Origin of the sequence: Streptomyces sp. sk2.1 (assembly GCF_008120935.1) — a bacterium.
In the GTDB taxonomy this organism is placed as follows: domain Bacteria; phylum Actinomycetota; class Actinomycetes; order Streptomycetales; family Streptomycetaceae; genus Streptomyces.
Window position 1 is genome coordinate 1,647,391 of sequence record NZ_RDBO01000077.1, and the last position, 13,033, is coordinate 1,660,423.

Here is a 13,033-nt window from a genome sequence, read left to right on the forward strand (position 1 = left end):
CCGTATGAGTGCGCCTGAGACTGTGAAATCAAGCAAGGGCCCCAACGCGGGCAAGAAGGCCAAGGACCTCAACGAGGTCATCCGCTACACGCTGTGGTCCGTCTTCAAGCTGCGCGACGTCCTGCCCGCCGACCGGGCCGGTTACGCCGACGAGGTCCAGGAGCTGTTCGACCAGCTCGAAGCCAAGGACATCACCATCCGCGGCACCTACGACCTCTCCGGCCTGCGTGCCGACGCCGACATCATGATCTGGTGGCACGCCGAGACCGCGGACGAGCTGCAGGAGGCGTACAACCTCTTCCGGCGCACCAAGCTGGGCCTGGCGCTCGAACCGGTCTGGTCGAACATGGCGCTGCACCGCCCCGCCGAGTTCAACAAGTCGCACATCCCGGCCTTCCTGGCCGACGAGACGCCGCGCAACTACATCAGCGTCTACCCCTTCGTGCGCTCCTACGACTGGTACCTGCTGCCCGACGAGGACCGTCGCCGCATGCTCGCGGACCACGGCAAGATGGCCCGCGGCTACCCCGACGTCCGCGCCAACACCGTCGCCTCGTTCTCGCTCGGCGACTACGAGTGGATCCTCGCCTTCGAGGCCGACGAGCTGCACCGCATCGTCGACCTGATGCGTCACCTGCGGGGTTCCGAGGCGCGACTGCACGTCCGTGAGGAGATCCCGTTCTTCACCGGGCGCAGGAAGTCCGTCGCAGACCTGGTGGCCGGGCTCGCGTAGCGAGCGGGTTCCGACCACCCCAGCCCGGAAGATCAGAGGGCGGGCAACGGCGCGTTCCGCGCCGCCCGCCGTTCCAGCGACACCGGGTTCGGCTCCCGGTGCGGCGCGCGTCCCGCGCGCCGCACCGGTGTTTTTCTGCCCCGTGCCGACGGCCTTCGGTACCCGCCGCGCTACCGGTCGTGCCCCGCCGGACCGCCACCACCGTTGCCCCCGCCGAGCGCGGACCGCAGCGCCGGATCGTCCACGGCGCTCACCCCCCGTACCGCGAGCGCCGACAGGACGTCGTGGTCCGCCGCCCCGGGCGGCACCTCGTTCGCGGCCAGCAGCCGCTGACCGGCGGGCGAGGCCCAGGAACTGTACGGGTGGACCTCCAGCCGGGCGATCGCCAGGCAGCCCAGCGTCAGCGCGAGCGGCAGCCCGAACCAGGCGAGCAGCGACACCACCGGACCGCCGGGGCCGTGGTCCTGGCCGGGGACCAGCAGCACGACGGCCGCCATCGCGACCACCAGCAGCGCCGCGCCGCGCACCCCGCGCACCGCGGCGGCCACATCGCTCCCGGCGCCGACCGGGCGCGCCAGCCCGGCGGCGACGAGCCGGTCGGCCAGGGCGCGCACACTGTCGGCGGCCGCCGCCGCGGCCCGCACCGGCGGTATCGGTGACTGGCCCTGCGGCCCTATGGCACGGATCACCGTGCGCTCCATCTCGTCCCGGCCCTCCGGATCGACCACCGTCGCCCAGCCGGTGTGGGCGAGCAGCAGCCGCCGGCGCAGATGCATGGTGACCAGCGCCAGATCTATCACCCGGTGCGGGCCACCGGCCAGGAACGCGGTTTCGTACAGGGTCAGTTCATGACCGGCGCCGAGGTCCCGCGCGGCATCGTCGGACGCGTCCGGCAGCAGCCCCGTGCGGGCCGCGACAAGACAGAGCCGGATGCACGAGAAGGCTGCCGCCCCCCAGGCGACCAGCAGGAACAGTACCCAGAACATGGCAGATTCCTATGCGAGGCGGACGTGGATGACCATGGGCTGTTCACCATGCGGACGATTCGGCGGCGCCGGCGGGGCGCCGCCCGTGCTCAGGACCCGCCGCCGCAACTGGACCCGCCCCCGCAGCTGGAACCACCACCGGAACAACTGGAGCCGCTCGACCCGCCGCAGCTCGACCCGGACCCCGAACCGCAGCTCGAACCCGAACCGCAACTCTCCCAGGACTCCTCCGCGTTGCTGCTCGCACCGGTGCTGTGGTGCCCCGGTCCCGTACCGGCGCACCACAGCACCGGTGCGAGCAGCAACGCGGAGGAGTCCTGGGACGACGACGGCACCGGGCCCGTCGGCCGACCGCCCGCCGGGCGCATCCGCGCCGCCGCGACCAGTTGGGCCCGGAAGACGGGGTCGGGCAGGTGCCGCAGCCCGCGCGTGGCCACCAGATGGGCCGGGCACGGGTCCTGCGTCAGGGCGGTGGCGTACGTCCCGGCGGCCCGCCGCCCCGCCCCGGTGACGCGTCGCCGGGCGGCGCCGGCACAGGCGAAACCGACGGGGATGCCGACGAGCAGGACCGGGAGCACCTTCAGGACGAAGGGCGCGGAGTACTCCGCCATCGGGTCGGCGGACGTGTACTGGGCGACCGTCACCACGACGGAGACCGGGACGGCCAGCACGCAGGCCAGCCCCTGGGCGATGCCCCATCGACGCCACTTCCGGCCCGCTGCGGGCAGGGCCAGCAGGCCGCGGGCGGCGAGCCCGTCGCCGATCTCCTGCACGGCGGGGTGCCGCATCACCGCCTCGCGCAGGGTGTGCAGCGCACCGCTGGGGCCGGCGGCGTGCTCCTGGAGCACCGCGCGTTCCACCGGGTCGTGCGCCTCGGCCCGCCGGACGGCGACGATCCCCGGGCCGCCGACGGCGATCCGGCCGTCCGTGTGCATCGCGGTGAGCGCGGTGTCCGCCACCCTGCCGGGGCCGCCGTTCAGGAAGGCGACCTCGTGGAGGTCGTGGACGGGGCCGCCGGGGCCGCGGCGGGCACGCGCGAGCCCCGCGATCAGGAGGACCGAGGAGATCACGACCGAGAGGTCCAGCAGACCCGCGACGACGTTCATGCCGGTCACCTCCCGACCAGGGCCGCGCGGGCCGCCCGGATCAGCCGGGTGGTGCGGCGCGGCGGTCGAGGGGCGGCCCGGTCCTGCCACCAGTGGGTCAGTTCGCGCCGGGCCGCGTCGTCGGCGGGTCGCCCCGCGATCAGCAGCGATTCGGCGAAGTCCAGCGCGTCGCGCCGGTAACCGGCGGACATGGGGCGGCTCCCGGCGTACGCGAGGAAGGCGGGCCGGTAACCGGTGCCCAGGATCTCCGGCAGCTCGGGTGCCACCTTGGCGACGACCCCGGCCCGTTTGGCGGCCAGGGCGCGGCTCTGGACGCCGAGCCGGTGCGCGTCGAAGCCGGGCGGGGCGGGGTCCCCGGCGACGAGCGCGCGGAGCAACGCGGACTGGGCGCCCGCGAGCCGGTCCCGCACGCCGTCCGCGACGGCGGTGGGGCCGGAGGGCGGCCGGTGCGCGGTGCCGGTGGCCGCTGCCGGGGACGTCGCCCCGGGCGCCGCCAGGTCCAGCGTGGTGCGGATCGTGGCCAGTTCGGCCGCCAGCTCACCGGCAGGAGGGAAGTCGTCGTCGCGTTCCAGCAGGACGCCCGGCGGGTCGACCCGGGAACGGAGTTCGGCGAGGACGTCGAGGACCGGCCGGGTGACCGGGTGGGCGTGGGTGTCGTGCCAGACGCCGTCCTTCTCGATCCCGCCCGCCACGTGGACGTACGCGATCGCCTCCACCGGCAGCTCGTCGAGCGCGGTGGCCGGGTCCTCACCCCGGTTGACGTGGTTGGTGTGCAGATTGGCGACGTCGATCAGCAGCCGGACCCCGGTGCGTTCGACCAGCTCGGCGAGGAACCGCCCCTCGCTCAGCTCCTCGCCGGGCCAGGAGACCAGCGCCGCGATGTTCTCCAGGGCCAGCGGCACCGGCAGCGACTCCTGCGCGATGCGCACGTTCTCGCACAGCACGTCCAGGGCGTCCCGGGTGCGCGGCACGGGCAGCAGGTGGCCGGCCTCCAGAGCGGCCGAAGCGGTGCGCGGCCCCCCGGCCCGTACGAACGCGATGTGCTCGGTCACCAGCGGGGCGGCGAGCAGTTCGGCCCTGGCGGCGAGATCGGCGAGCCGGTTCGCGTCGGGGCGGTCGGCCCCGCCGAGCCCCAGCGAGACGCCGTGCGGGACGACGGTGACGCCGCGTTCCCGGAGCCGTACCAGCGAATCGGGCAGATGGCCGACGCAGATGTTCTCCGCGACCGCCTCCACCCAGTCGATCCCGGGCAGCGCCTCGACGGCGTCCGCGATCTCCGGCCGCCATCCGATGCCGATCCCCAGCTTCATGTCGTCCCCCTCCTCCACTCCGTGCAGGGCTGATGGCCCCGACGGGCGGTGGTGAATCCGGGAAGGAGGACGTTCAGAGGATGATTTGAGGTTCCGGACCGGGCGGGGGCGGCCGAGGACCACCACGCAGGCCCTTCCCGGACCCCCTACCGGTTTCCCGGGACCGGCCGGAGCGTGATCCAGTAGTGCCGCGCGGGGCCGTGCTCGGTGTCCCGCACGCCTTCGAGGACGCCGCCGTGGCGCTCGACGGTCCTCGCCGACGCGAGGTTGTCGGCCGCGCAGACGATCAGCAGCCGGTCCGGGCCCAGCGCCCGCGCCTCGTCGAGCATCCGCCCGAGCGCCCAGGTCGCCAGCCCGCGCCGCCGGGCGGACGGCCGGATGCCGTATCCGATGTGCCCGAACCGCGGCACGGAGCCGTCCGGCCCGTGCCGCAGCGCGATCCCGCCGAGCACCCGGCCGTCCTCGACGATCCACCGGTACGTGCACCCCGCCCGGCCGGTCCCCGCCGGTTCCGATTCCCCGGTCAGCCGCGCCACCCAGGCCGCGAACCCGGCCGGTGAGCCGACCTCGTCGGAGGGCTCCAGCCCGAACCCGTCCTCGTGGGGGCCGGGGCCCCACTCGTCATGTGCCTCGGTCCAGGCGGAGTGCAGGAGGACGGTGGGTGCGATCAGTTCGGGCATGCGGCCGACGCTACCGGCCGTCCCGGTCCGGCCGGGCTCAGGTGTCGTAGTAGCCGTCCCAGGGGGCGAAGAACCCCAGGGAGTCGGGGAGGAACTCCGCCCGCGCGGTGTCCGTCCCGTCGCCCTCCTCGACGACCAGACCGAACAGGATGCCCTCGGACCGGACGGCGAAGGGGGCGATCGCGATGTCCTCGTGGTGCCGCTCCGGCAGGGCCTCCAGCCACTCGTCGAGCAGGAGCCGGGCGGCGGCGATCGCCTCCCGCTCGCCGCCCGCCGCGGTGCCGGTGACCCGGATCCGCGAGTCCAGGTGCCGGCCGGCCGCGTCGAACCGGTGGAGCACGGCACACCAGCGCTTCTGCTCCTGCCAGTCGGCGCCGCCGCCCCAGTCCTCGGGGAAGGCCCCGGTGACGGAGGCGAAGAACTGGCCGCCCCGCCACCGCCCGATGGTGTCCGTGCGGTAATCGGCCTCGTGCTTGATCGGAATGATCCCGGGAACGGTCATGCGCGGAACCATAGGCGCCGCCTGTGACAACGGGCGGTGCTCAGCCGCGCAGCGCGGGATGGTCGGCGACCACCGTGCACGAGCCCGGGGCGATCTCGGTGAACCCGGCGTCACGCACCACCGGCAGCCCGCCCGCCGTCAGTCCGCGCCAGCGGTCCGGATCCGCGGCGGCCACGGAGAGCGGGAAGCCCGCCTCGCGCCACGCCTTGCGGTCCGTCTCCGAGAGCTCCCACCAGGCGAGCTGCGCGCCGTGCCCGGCCTGCGCCATCGCCTTGCCCGCCGACATGTCCAGCTCCGGGTTCAGCCACAGCACCGGCTCCCCGGGGACGGGCGCGGGCGGCGGTTCGGGGTCGTCCAGGTCCGTGCCCGACACCTGGAGCTTCACCAGCTCCTTCGGCCAGCCGTCCAGGGGCACCGGCGGGAAGACCCGCACCTCGGCGCTCTCGCCGGTCACCGTGATGCCCGGCAGCCCGGACGCCCTGCGCCACTCCGCACCGCGCGCCCGCCGCACCACCTTGCGGATCCGGGCGTCCTGCCAGTCCCGCATCGCCCGCGCCCACTCGCCCTCGCCGACCGAGCGCTCGTCGGAGAGCATCACGAGCACCGCGCGGGCGGCGGTCCGCAGCGCGTCGGTACGTGCCGGGGGAGTCGCCTTCTCGATGTGCACGACCAGCGGCAGGACGTACTGCGGGGCCTCGTCGCGGTCCGTCCGCCGCGACCCGAACGGGCCGTCCGCCGCGGACGGCCGGGAAACGGCCGGGGACTCGGGGATGTCTTCGCTGCTCACCCGCCCCAGTCTGCCAGCCGCCGGGGCCGCGTTTCTTGGCAGAACGGGACACTCCGGGTGAGGATGCACCCCATGAGGAGCGATCTCTTTTCCAGCGAGCATCTGGCGCAGCAGGCGACGGTCCCCGGGATGACCCTGCAGAACGCCAAATCCATCAAGTACGCCGTCGACGGCGAGATGCACGCCCGTCAGGGAGCGATGATCGCCTTCCGCGGCGAGCTGCAGTTCGAGCGCAAGGGCCAGGGCATAGGCGGCATGCTGAAGCGCGCCGTCACCGGCGAGGGGCTGCCGCTGATGGCGGTCCGCGGCCGGGGCGAGGCGTGGTTCGCGCACGAGGCCGCCAACTGCTTCATCGTGGAGCTGGAGCACGGCGACGTCCTCACGATCAACGGCCGCAACGTGCTCTGCTTCGACCCCACGATCTCCTACGAGATAAAGACCGTGAAGGGCGCCGGGATGACCGGCGGCGGGCTCTTCAACAGCGTCTTCACCGGCTACGGAAAGCTCGGCCTGATGTGCGAGGGCCACCCCATCGTGATCCCCGTGACGCCGCAGCAGCCGGTGTTCGTCGACACGGACGCGGTGGTCGGCTGGAGCGCCAACCTGACCACCTCGCTGAACCGCTCGCAGAGCTTCGGCTCGATGATCCGCGGCGGTTCCGGCGAGGCCGCCCAACTGCGGCTGGACGGCGAGGGATTCGTGATCGTGCGACCCAGCGAGGCCAAGCCCGAGAAGGCGACGGCCAACTGAGGCTGAACGCCGTCGGCCGCCGCCACGGCCCCGGCGGCCCGTGGGTGCTGCGCGGAGTCGAACTCGACCTGCCGCCGCACACCCTGATCCGGATCGAGGGGGCCAATGGCACCGGCAAGTCGACCCTGTTACGGCTGCTCGCCGGGATCGACACCCCGACGGAGGGCCGGATCACCGGCCGCCGGCCCCGTACGGCATACGTTCCCGAACGCTTCTCGGCCGCGCTGCCGTTCACCGCGGCCGGATACCTCGTCCACCTCGGGCGCGTCCACGGCCTGCGGTCCGCCGAGGCCGCGGACCGCGCACGGTCGTGGCTCGACCGCCTCGGGGCCGCCGGCCACGCCGATACCCCGCTCCCGGAACTCTCCAAGGGCACCGGCCAGAAGGTCGCCGTCGCCCAGGCGCTCCTGGCCGAGCCGGAGCTGCTGGTCCTGGACGAGGCGTGGACCGGACTGGACGCGGCGGCCCGCGACGAACTGGACCGGGCCGTGACCGAGCGGGTCGCGGCGGGGGCCACCGTCGTCTACGTCGACCACGACCCGCTCAGGCTCGCCGGATCGGTCGACGTCGGCTACCGGGTGGAGGGGCGGGGCCTTCGCGCCGTACCCGTGACGGGACCGGCGCGGACGGGGCCGCGGGTGCGGATCGAGGCGACGGGACCGGCGGGGGCCGCGCTGCCCGCAGGACTGCCGGGCGCACCGGAACAGGACGCCCTGGCCGACGGCGTACGGCTCACCGTCGCGGCGACCCACTCCGACGCGCTGCTGCGCGCCCTGCTCACGGCCCGTCCGCCCTGGCACATCCGCCGGCTGGCCACCGTCCCCGACCCCGCCGGGCCCGACGGCCCGCCTCCCGGCCCGGACCCGTCCGGCACCGCACCGGTGCCCGGGGCCGTCCCGCGTTCCCGGGGCCGTTCGACCCCCGAGGCATCATGACCGCGCTCCTGCGCTACCAGGCCGCCCTGCTGGTCCGTTCCCAGCACTGGCTCGCCCCCGTTCTGCTGTACGCGGCCTTCCTCGCCGTCGGCGTGCAATGGGGACAGCCCGTCCTCGACTCGCTCGGCTACGCCGCCGCCGGGCTCCTGCCCGTCACCGCCTGGCTCGTGCGGCTCTGCGTCAACCAGGAACCGCCCGCCGCCCGGACCGTCACCGCCGCCGCGGCCGGACCGGTGCGGGCCCATCTGGCGGCGCTGCTCGCCGCGCTCGGCTGCGCCGGGCTGCTCGGCACGGCCGGCACCGTGATCGTGCTGGTGATCAGCAAGCCGGCCGGTGCCGGCAACGGCGTACGGGTACCGCTGCTGCCCGCCGGGATCGCCGGACTGCTCGCCGCCGCCTGCTGCGTACTGCTGGGCGCGGCCGTCGGCGCGCTGTGCACCCGGCCGCTGCTGCACCGGCGCGGCTGGTCCGTCGCCGCCACCGTGCCGGCCGCGCTGCTGGCCCTGGTGATCGACGGCTCGCCCGCGAACTCCGCAGTGGCGGGCCTGGTCACCGGCTCGCGGACGGGCACCGTGCACGTGCCGGTCCTGGCGGTCGCCCTCGCCCTCGCCCTCGCCGCCGCGACGGCGGCGCTCACGTGCCGGCTCGTCCCGGTGCGCGGCTGAGTAGGCTCGTACGCATGGACGAGCGTGAGGAAGAGGGCGTCGGCGGGATTCCGGACGGGGCGTACTGCGGTGCGCCGCCCACGCCTCCCGTGCCCGACGGCACGGAGCCCGCCGGACCCCCGTACGCCGCGTGCGTGCTCTGCCGGAAGCCGACCGAGTACCCGGAGTCGGTCAAGGGCATCACGCTCTGCCCGGTCTGCGAGTGGCAGGAGGCCCAGCGCATGGCGTGCTCGGGCTGAGCCCCCTGCCGGGAGGGGCGGGCCGGTCCGTCAGGAGGACCGCGTCCGCATCAGGTCGGAGACCTTGACGAAGCGGTAGCCGCGCTCGCGGAGTTCGGGGACCACCCGGCGCACCGCCTCGTCCGTGACCGGGGCCGCGCTGCGGGTGCAGTGCATGACGACCAGTGACCCCGGCTCCACCCCGGCCAGCACCTGCTCGGCCACCGCGTCCGCGTCCGTCGCGAAGGCGTCGCCGCTGACGACGTCCCACTGCACCGCCGTCACCTTGGCGGGGGCGAGGGCGCGCAGCGACGCGTCGTCGTGACAGCCGCCGGGGAAGCGGAAGTACGGCACCGTGTTGCGCACACCGGCCCGCCGGAACGCGGCGAAGGCCCGCTCCACGTCGGCGCGCATGTCGTCCTTCGCCACGGTCGGCAGCCCGTAGCAGGGGGACGCGAAGGCGTAGTGGCTGTACGAGTGGTTGGCGACCTCGAACAGCGGATCGGCACCGATCGACCTGGCCTGTTCCGGGTACTGGTCGGCCCACCGCCCCGTCATGAACACGGTCGCGGGCACCTTCAGCCGGCGCAGCAGCGCGATCAGCCCGGGATTGTCGAAGCGCTCGCCCGCCTCCGCGCGGGGGCCCTCGTCGGCCGTCATGTCGGCGTCGAAGGTGAGGGCCACGACCTTGTCCGCGGTCCTCGGAGCCCGTTCGAAGACCGGCGTCAGACCCGCCGGTCCCGGAGCCGGGACGGGTGGCTCCGGCGGTCCCGGGGCCGCCCCCACGGACGGTGACGGCGACGGCGGAACCGGGAGGGAAGTGCGCTGCGGGGCATGGGCTCCGACATCCGCCGCGCCGCTCCCGGTCGCGGCGCCGTCCATCCCGCAACCGATCAGAGCAGTGCCCAGTACAGTTCCCAGAACCGCCGTCGCCGTAAGTCTTCGTGCAGAGTTGATCACTTGCGGAACGTAGACGATCACCCGGGGCGTGATCGCGGACGGCACTCCGGCCGGAGGCGGATAAACATACCGCTACCCCCGACCGGCCCAGTGCCCACCGGACCCGACCGGCCCGGTGCCTGCCGGCCCGTGCTCCGGCCCGCGCTCCGGGCGGGCCCGCAGGCCCGCCCGGTCCGTCAGTCCGCGAGGCCCGTCAGCGCCACGGCCCCGTCACCGCGAACGTCGTCCCCGGCGTGTAGCAGTTCACGAACATCGTCCCGCCGTCCGGGGAGAACGTGACCCCGGCGAACTCGCCCCACTCGGGCTTCTCCGGCGTCCCGATGTTCTGCCGGCCCCGCGCCATGGCGTACACCTCGCCGCGCCGGGTCAGCCCGAACACGTGCTGGGCGCCGTCTCCGTCCTCGCACACCATCAGACCGCCGTCGGCGGCGAGACAGATGTTGTCGGGGGACTCGCCGGGCAGCTGGACGTCCTTGCCGGGGCCGAAGACGATCACCAGCGTGAGGCGGCGCCGCCCCGGTTCGTACCGCCACACCTGGCCGTGGTGGTCGGCGGCCGAGCCCTCCGCGCTGCGCGCGAAACTGGAGACGAAGTAGACCGAGGACCCGCCCCAGTAGCAGCCCTCCAGCTTCTGCGCGTGCGTGATGCCCTTCGGGCCGAAGTCCTGGAACCGGATCGGCGTCCCGGTCGCCAGCGGGTCCGGTACGGGCACCCACTCGACGCCCTCGAAGCAGGCGCCGGTCTCCTGGATCGCCGAGAGGTCGGGGACGCCCGGCACACGCATGGCCTCCAGCCGGCCGCCGGCCCGCAGCGAGCCGGTACCGCCGAGCGGCCTGTCCGGCAGGAAGCGGTAGAAGAGCCCGAACGGCTTCTCGAACGCGTCCTCGGTCTCGTAGACGATCCCGTTCCTCGGGTCGATCGCGATGGCCTCGTGCTGGAAGCGGCCCATCGCGGTGAGCGGCACGGCCCCGGTGCGGCGCGGGTCGGCGCCGTCCACCTCGAAGATGAAGCCGTGGTCCTTGGTGTAGCCGTTGGTACCGGCCTTGTCCTCGGTCTCCTCGCAGGTCAGCCAGGTGTTCCAGGGGGTGCGGCCACCCGCGCAGTTCACCGCCGTACCGGCGATGGCGACGCGTTCGCCGAGGACGTTGTTGCGGCCGTCCAGTTCAAGGGCGGTGCAGCCGCCCTTGCCCATCGGGTCGTAGGTGAGCCCCTCGACGACCGGCACCGGGATCTTCCCCGTGACCCGGTTCTCGTGGTTGCGCACCAGGTGGACGCGGCCGCGGCGGCCCGCGAAGGCGGCCATGCCGTCGTGGTTGCTGGGCACCTTGCCCTCACCGGAACGGAGCTGCTCGCCCTCCCGGGACAGGACCCGGTAGCGGAAGCCCCTCGGCAGGTCGAGCAGGCCGTCGGGGTCGGGCACGAGCGGGCCGTAGCCGCTGTGTCCCCGGGCGGCGGCGGTGCCCGCGAAGAGTTCGGAGAAGGCCCCCGCGAAGGCGATGGAGGCGACGGCCGCGCCGCTGCCGGCCAGGACCTGGCGGCGGGTGGCGGCCGGACGTGACACTTCTTCGACCGGACGTGACGTCTCGTCGGTCGGACATGACGCTTCGTCGGTCGGGCGTGACGTTTCTGAAGACATGAGGCAACTCCCTGCTGGCGGACAGGAGAAGTGACCCGCATGTGTGTATCACGCGCATCGCCGCGCGGGAACCATGCGGGCCACCGAGCCCCTTGTGTGTCCCGTTGCCTCTTGGGCCGGAAGTGGCCCCTGCGAATCAGATGTGCATCAGATCCGCATCAGACCAGCGAGGCGGAGAGGGTGATCGTCGTGCCGGTCAGCGCCTGGCTGACCGGGCAGTTCGTCTTGGCGTTCTCGGCGGCGGCGACGAAGCCCGCCTCGTCGAGCCCGGGGACCGTGCCCTGGACGGTGAGGTGGATGCCGGTGATGCCGGTGCCGGGCTGGAAGGTGACGTCGGCCGTGGTGGTGAGCTGGGTCGACGGGGTGCCCGCCGAGGCCAGGCCGTGCGCCAGCGCCATCGAGAAGCAGCTGGAGTGGGCCGCCGCGATGAGCTCCTCGGGGCTGGTCTTGCCGTTCGCCTTCTCCGCGCGCGACGGCCAGGAGACGTCGAACTCGCCGATGCCGGAGGAGTCGAAGGTGACGACCCCCTTGCCCTCGATCAGGTTGCCGTCCCAGACCGTGTGCGCCTGACGCGTGGTTGCCATGCCGAATCCCTTCGAGCGGTGTGCGCGGGTGATGCGGGAGAACCGGGGCGTCCTCGAACGCCCCGGGTGGTACGTCCCGAACCTACTTCGCCACCAGGTCCTTCGCGTCGCGCGCCAGCGCGGTCAGCCGTGAGATCGCCCGGAAGTACTTCTTCCGGTACCCGCCGTTCAGCATCTCCTCACTGAACAGCCGGTCGAACGGCAGCCCCGAGGCGAGCACCGGGACCTCCCGGTCGTACAGCCGGTCCGCGAGGACGACCAGCCGCAGCGCGGTCGACTGGTCGGGCACCGGCTGGACCTCGGTGAGGCAGACCGCCCGCAGGCCGTCCGTCAGCGCGCCGTAACGGCTCGGATGGACGCGGGCCAGATGGTCGAGCAGTGCGGGGAAGTCGTCCAGGCTGGCCCCCTCGGTGGCGTACGCGGCCCGGGTGACCTGCTCGTCGGAGTACGGGGGCGGCGCCTCGGGCAGCCCCCGGTGGCGGTAGTCCTCGCCGTCGATCCGCAGCGGGCGGAAGTGCGAGGACAGCCCCTGGATCTCCCGCAGGAAGTCGGCGGCGGCGAACCGGCCCTCGCCGAGCTTGCCGGGCAGCGTGTTGGAGGTGGCGGCGAGCGCGACCCCCGCCTCCACCAGCCTGCTGAGCAGCGACGACACCAGCACGGTGTCGCCCGGGTCGTCCAGCTCGAACTCGTCGATGCACAGGAGCCGGTGCCCGCTCAGCGTCTTCACGGTCTGCTGGAAGCCCAGCGCGCCCACCAGGTTCGTCAGCTCGACGAAGGTGCCGAACGCCTTCAGCGAGGGCTCGGCGGGCGTGGCGTGCCAGAGGGACGCCAGCAGGTGGGTCTTGCCGACCCCGTAACCGCCGTCCAGGTAGACCCCCAGTGGGGCCGAGGGCGCCGACGGCTTCCTCCCGAACCACTTGCGCCTGCCGGAACCACTGGCATGCGCCCCGCCGAGCCCGGCCGCGAAGTCGCTCAGGACCTTGACCGCCTCTATCTGGCTCCGCTGATTGGGGTCCGGCACATAGGTATCGAAGCGTACGGAGTCGAAGCGCGGCGGCGGCACCATCTCGGCGACCAGCCGGTCGGCCGGTACGTGGGGCTCGCGTGCGCACAGGGACAGGGGAGCTGTTTCGGCTATGGGGCTCTGCCCCGACAGGGCTGTGGAGGACGACACAACTCTC

Annotated in this window: 15 protein-coding genes; 5 read left to right on the forward strand and 10 right to left on the reverse strand. The window is 73.6% G+C overall.

Going from position 1 to position 13,033, the window contains the following annotated elements; translation table 11 throughout:
* Window positions 1-4 precede the first annotated feature (4 nt).
* A complete protein-coding gene (hemQ, locus tag EAO76_RS34470) occupies window positions 5-733 on the forward strand; it encodes a hydrogen peroxide-dependent heme synthase (RefSeq protein ID WP_148840006.1) in 729 nt (242 codons plus the stop codon).
* A 170-nt stretch (window positions 734-903) separates the two neighbouring features.
* Here hemQ and EAO76_RS34475 read toward each other — a convergent pair whose 3' ends face one another.
* From EAO76_RS34475 to EAO76_RS34500, 6 genes are all read right to left on the reverse strand, one after another.
* The gene (locus tag EAO76_RS34475; RefSeq protein ID WP_148840007.1) at window positions 904-1,719 is read right to left on the reverse strand and encodes a TIGR04222 domain-containing membrane protein; all 816 of its coding nucleotides are present in this window, start codon (window positions 1,717-1,719) and stop codon (window positions 904-906) included.
* A gap of 89 nt (window positions 1,720-1,808) precedes the next feature.
* Window positions 1,809-2,825, reverse strand: a complete 1,017-nt coding sequence (locus EAO76_RS34480; RefSeq protein ID WP_148840008.1) for a TIGR04222 domain-containing membrane protein — start codon at window positions 2,823-2,825, stop codon at window positions 1,809-1,811.
* Between the two features lie 5 nt (window positions 2,826-2,830).
* Window positions 2,831-4,135, reverse strand: a complete 1,305-nt coding sequence (locus tag EAO76_RS34485; RefSeq protein ID WP_148840009.1) for a DUF692 domain-containing protein — start codon at window positions 4,133-4,135, stop codon at window positions 2,831-2,833.
* Between the two features lie 146 nt (window positions 4,136-4,281).
* A complete protein-coding gene (locus EAO76_RS34490; RefSeq protein WP_148840010.1) occupies window positions 4,282-4,815 on the reverse strand; it encodes a GNAT family N-acetyltransferase in 534 nt (177 codons plus the stop codon).
* 37 nt (window positions 4,816-4,852) lie between these two features.
* Window positions 4,853-5,317: a hypothetical protein gene (locus tag EAO76_RS34495; protein ID WP_148840011.1), complete on the reverse strand. Its 465-nt coding sequence runs from the start codon at window positions 5,315-5,317 to the stop codon at window positions 4,853-4,855.
* A gap of 40 nt (window positions 5,318-5,357) precedes the next feature.
* Window positions 5,358-6,104, reverse strand: a complete 747-nt coding sequence (locus tag EAO76_RS34500) for a peptidyl-tRNA hydrolase (RefSeq protein ID WP_148840012.1) — start codon at window positions 6,102-6,104, stop codon at window positions 5,358-5,360.
* Window positions 6,105-6,176: 72 nt separating this feature from the next.
* Between EAO76_RS34500 and EAO76_RS34505 the strand changes: the two genes are divergently transcribed.
* From EAO76_RS34505 to EAO76_RS34515, 4 genes are read left to right on the forward strand one after another with little or no spacing between them, the layout of a single operon-like run.
* On the forward strand, window positions 6,177-6,854 hold the full coding sequence (locus EAO76_RS34505; protein WP_148840013.1) for an AIM24 family protein: 678 nt from the start codon (window positions 6,177-6,179) through the stop codon (window positions 6,852-6,854).
* A 44-nt stretch (window positions 6,855-6,898) separates the two neighbouring features.
* Window positions 6,899-7,789: an ATP-binding cassette domain-containing protein gene (locus EAO76_RS46830; protein WP_262375940.1), complete on the forward strand. Its 891-nt coding sequence runs from the start codon at window positions 6,899-6,901 to the stop codon at window positions 7,787-7,789.
* Complete coding sequence (locus tag EAO76_RS46835; RefSeq protein ID WP_262375941.1) at window positions 7,786-8,454, forward strand: ABC transporter; 669 nt, start codon at window positions 7,786-7,788, stop codon at window positions 8,452-8,454. The genes EAO76_RS46830 and EAO76_RS46835 overlap by 4 nt, the downstream gene beginning before the upstream one ends.
* Before the next feature lie 14 nt (window positions 8,455-8,468).
* Entirely contained in the window at window positions 8,469-8,693 is a 225-nt protein-coding gene (locus EAO76_RS34515) for a hypothetical protein (RefSeq protein WP_148840014.1), read from the forward strand.
* Window positions 8,694-8,723: 30 nt separating this feature from the next.
* Here EAO76_RS34515 and EAO76_RS34520 read toward each other — a convergent pair whose 3' ends face one another.
* The 4 genes from EAO76_RS34520 to zapE all read right to left on the reverse strand — a co-directional run bounded on the left by EAO76_RS34520 (window position 8,724) and on the right by zapE (window position 13,026).
* Window positions 8,724-9,554: a polysaccharide deacetylase family protein gene (locus EAO76_RS34520; protein WP_148840015.1), complete on the reverse strand. Its 831-nt coding sequence runs from the start codon at window positions 9,552-9,554 to the stop codon at window positions 8,724-8,726.
* Window positions 9,555-9,825: 271 nt separating this feature from the next.
* A complete protein-coding gene (locus tag EAO76_RS34525) occupies window positions 9,826-11,268 on the reverse strand; it encodes an alkaline phosphatase PhoX (protein WP_148840016.1) in 1,443 nt (480 codons plus the stop codon).
* A gap of 158 nt (window positions 11,269-11,426) precedes the next feature.
* On the reverse strand, window positions 11,427-11,852 hold the full coding sequence (locus EAO76_RS34530; protein ID WP_148840017.1) for an OsmC family protein: 426 nt from the start codon (window positions 11,850-11,852) through the stop codon (window positions 11,427-11,429).
* Between the two features lie 82 nt (window positions 11,853-11,934).
* Window positions 11,935-13,026, reverse strand: coding sequence for a cell division protein ZapE (gene zapE, locus EAO76_RS34535; protein ID WP_148840018.1), 1,092 nt, complete (start codon window positions 13,024-13,026; stop codon window positions 11,935-11,937).
* Window positions 13,027-13,033 lie beyond the last annotated feature (7 nt).

Bases quoted from the DNA above. Each gene is read 5' to 3' on its own strand.
- EAO76_RS34530 (WP_148840017.1), bottom strand. From the start codon at position 11,852: ATGGCAACCACGCGTCAGGCGCACACGGTCTGGGACGGCAACCTGATC.
- EAO76_RS34525 (WP_148840016.1), bottom strand. From the start codon at position 11,268: ATGTCTTCAGAAACGTCACGCCCGACCGACGAAGCGTCATGTCCGACC.
- EAO76_RS46835 (WP_262375941.1), top strand. From the start codon at position 7,786: ATGACCGCGCTCCTGCGCTACCAGGCCGCCCTGCTGGTCCGTTCCCAG.
- EAO76_RS34475 (WP_148840007.1), bottom strand. From the start codon at position 1,719: ATGTTCTGGGTACTGTTCCTGCTGGTCGCCTGGGGGGCGGCAGCCTTC.
- EAO76_RS34515 (WP_148840014.1), top strand. From the start codon at position 8,469: ATGGACGAGCGTGAGGAAGAGGGCGTCGGCGGGATTCCGGACGGGGCG.
- EAO76_RS34490 (WP_148840010.1), bottom strand. From the start codon at position 4,815: ATGCCCGAACTGATCGCACCCACCGTCCTCCTGCACTCCGCCTGGACC.
- EAO76_RS34520 (WP_148840015.1), bottom strand. From the start codon at position 9,554: ATGGACGGCGCCGCGACCGGGAGCGGCGCGGCGGATGTCGGAGCCCAT.
- EAO76_RS34505 (WP_148840013.1), top strand. From the start codon at position 6,177: ATGAGGAGCGATCTCTTTTCCAGCGAGCATCTGGCGCAGCAGGCGACG.
- EAO76_RS34495 (WP_148840011.1), bottom strand. From the start codon at position 5,317: ATGACCGTTCCCGGGATCATTCCGATCAAGCACGAGGCCGATTACCGC.
- EAO76_RS34485 (WP_148840009.1), bottom strand. From the start codon at position 4,135: ATGAAGCTGGGGATCGGCATCGGATGGCGGCCGGAGATCGCGGACGCC.
- hemQ (WP_148840006.1), top strand. From the start codon at position 5: ATGAGTGCGCCTGAGACTGTGAAATCAAGCAAGGGCCCCAACGCGGGC.
- EAO76_RS34480 (WP_148840008.1), bottom strand. From the start codon at position 2,825: ATGAACGTCGTCGCGGGTCTGCTGGACCTCTCGGTCGTGATCTCCTCG.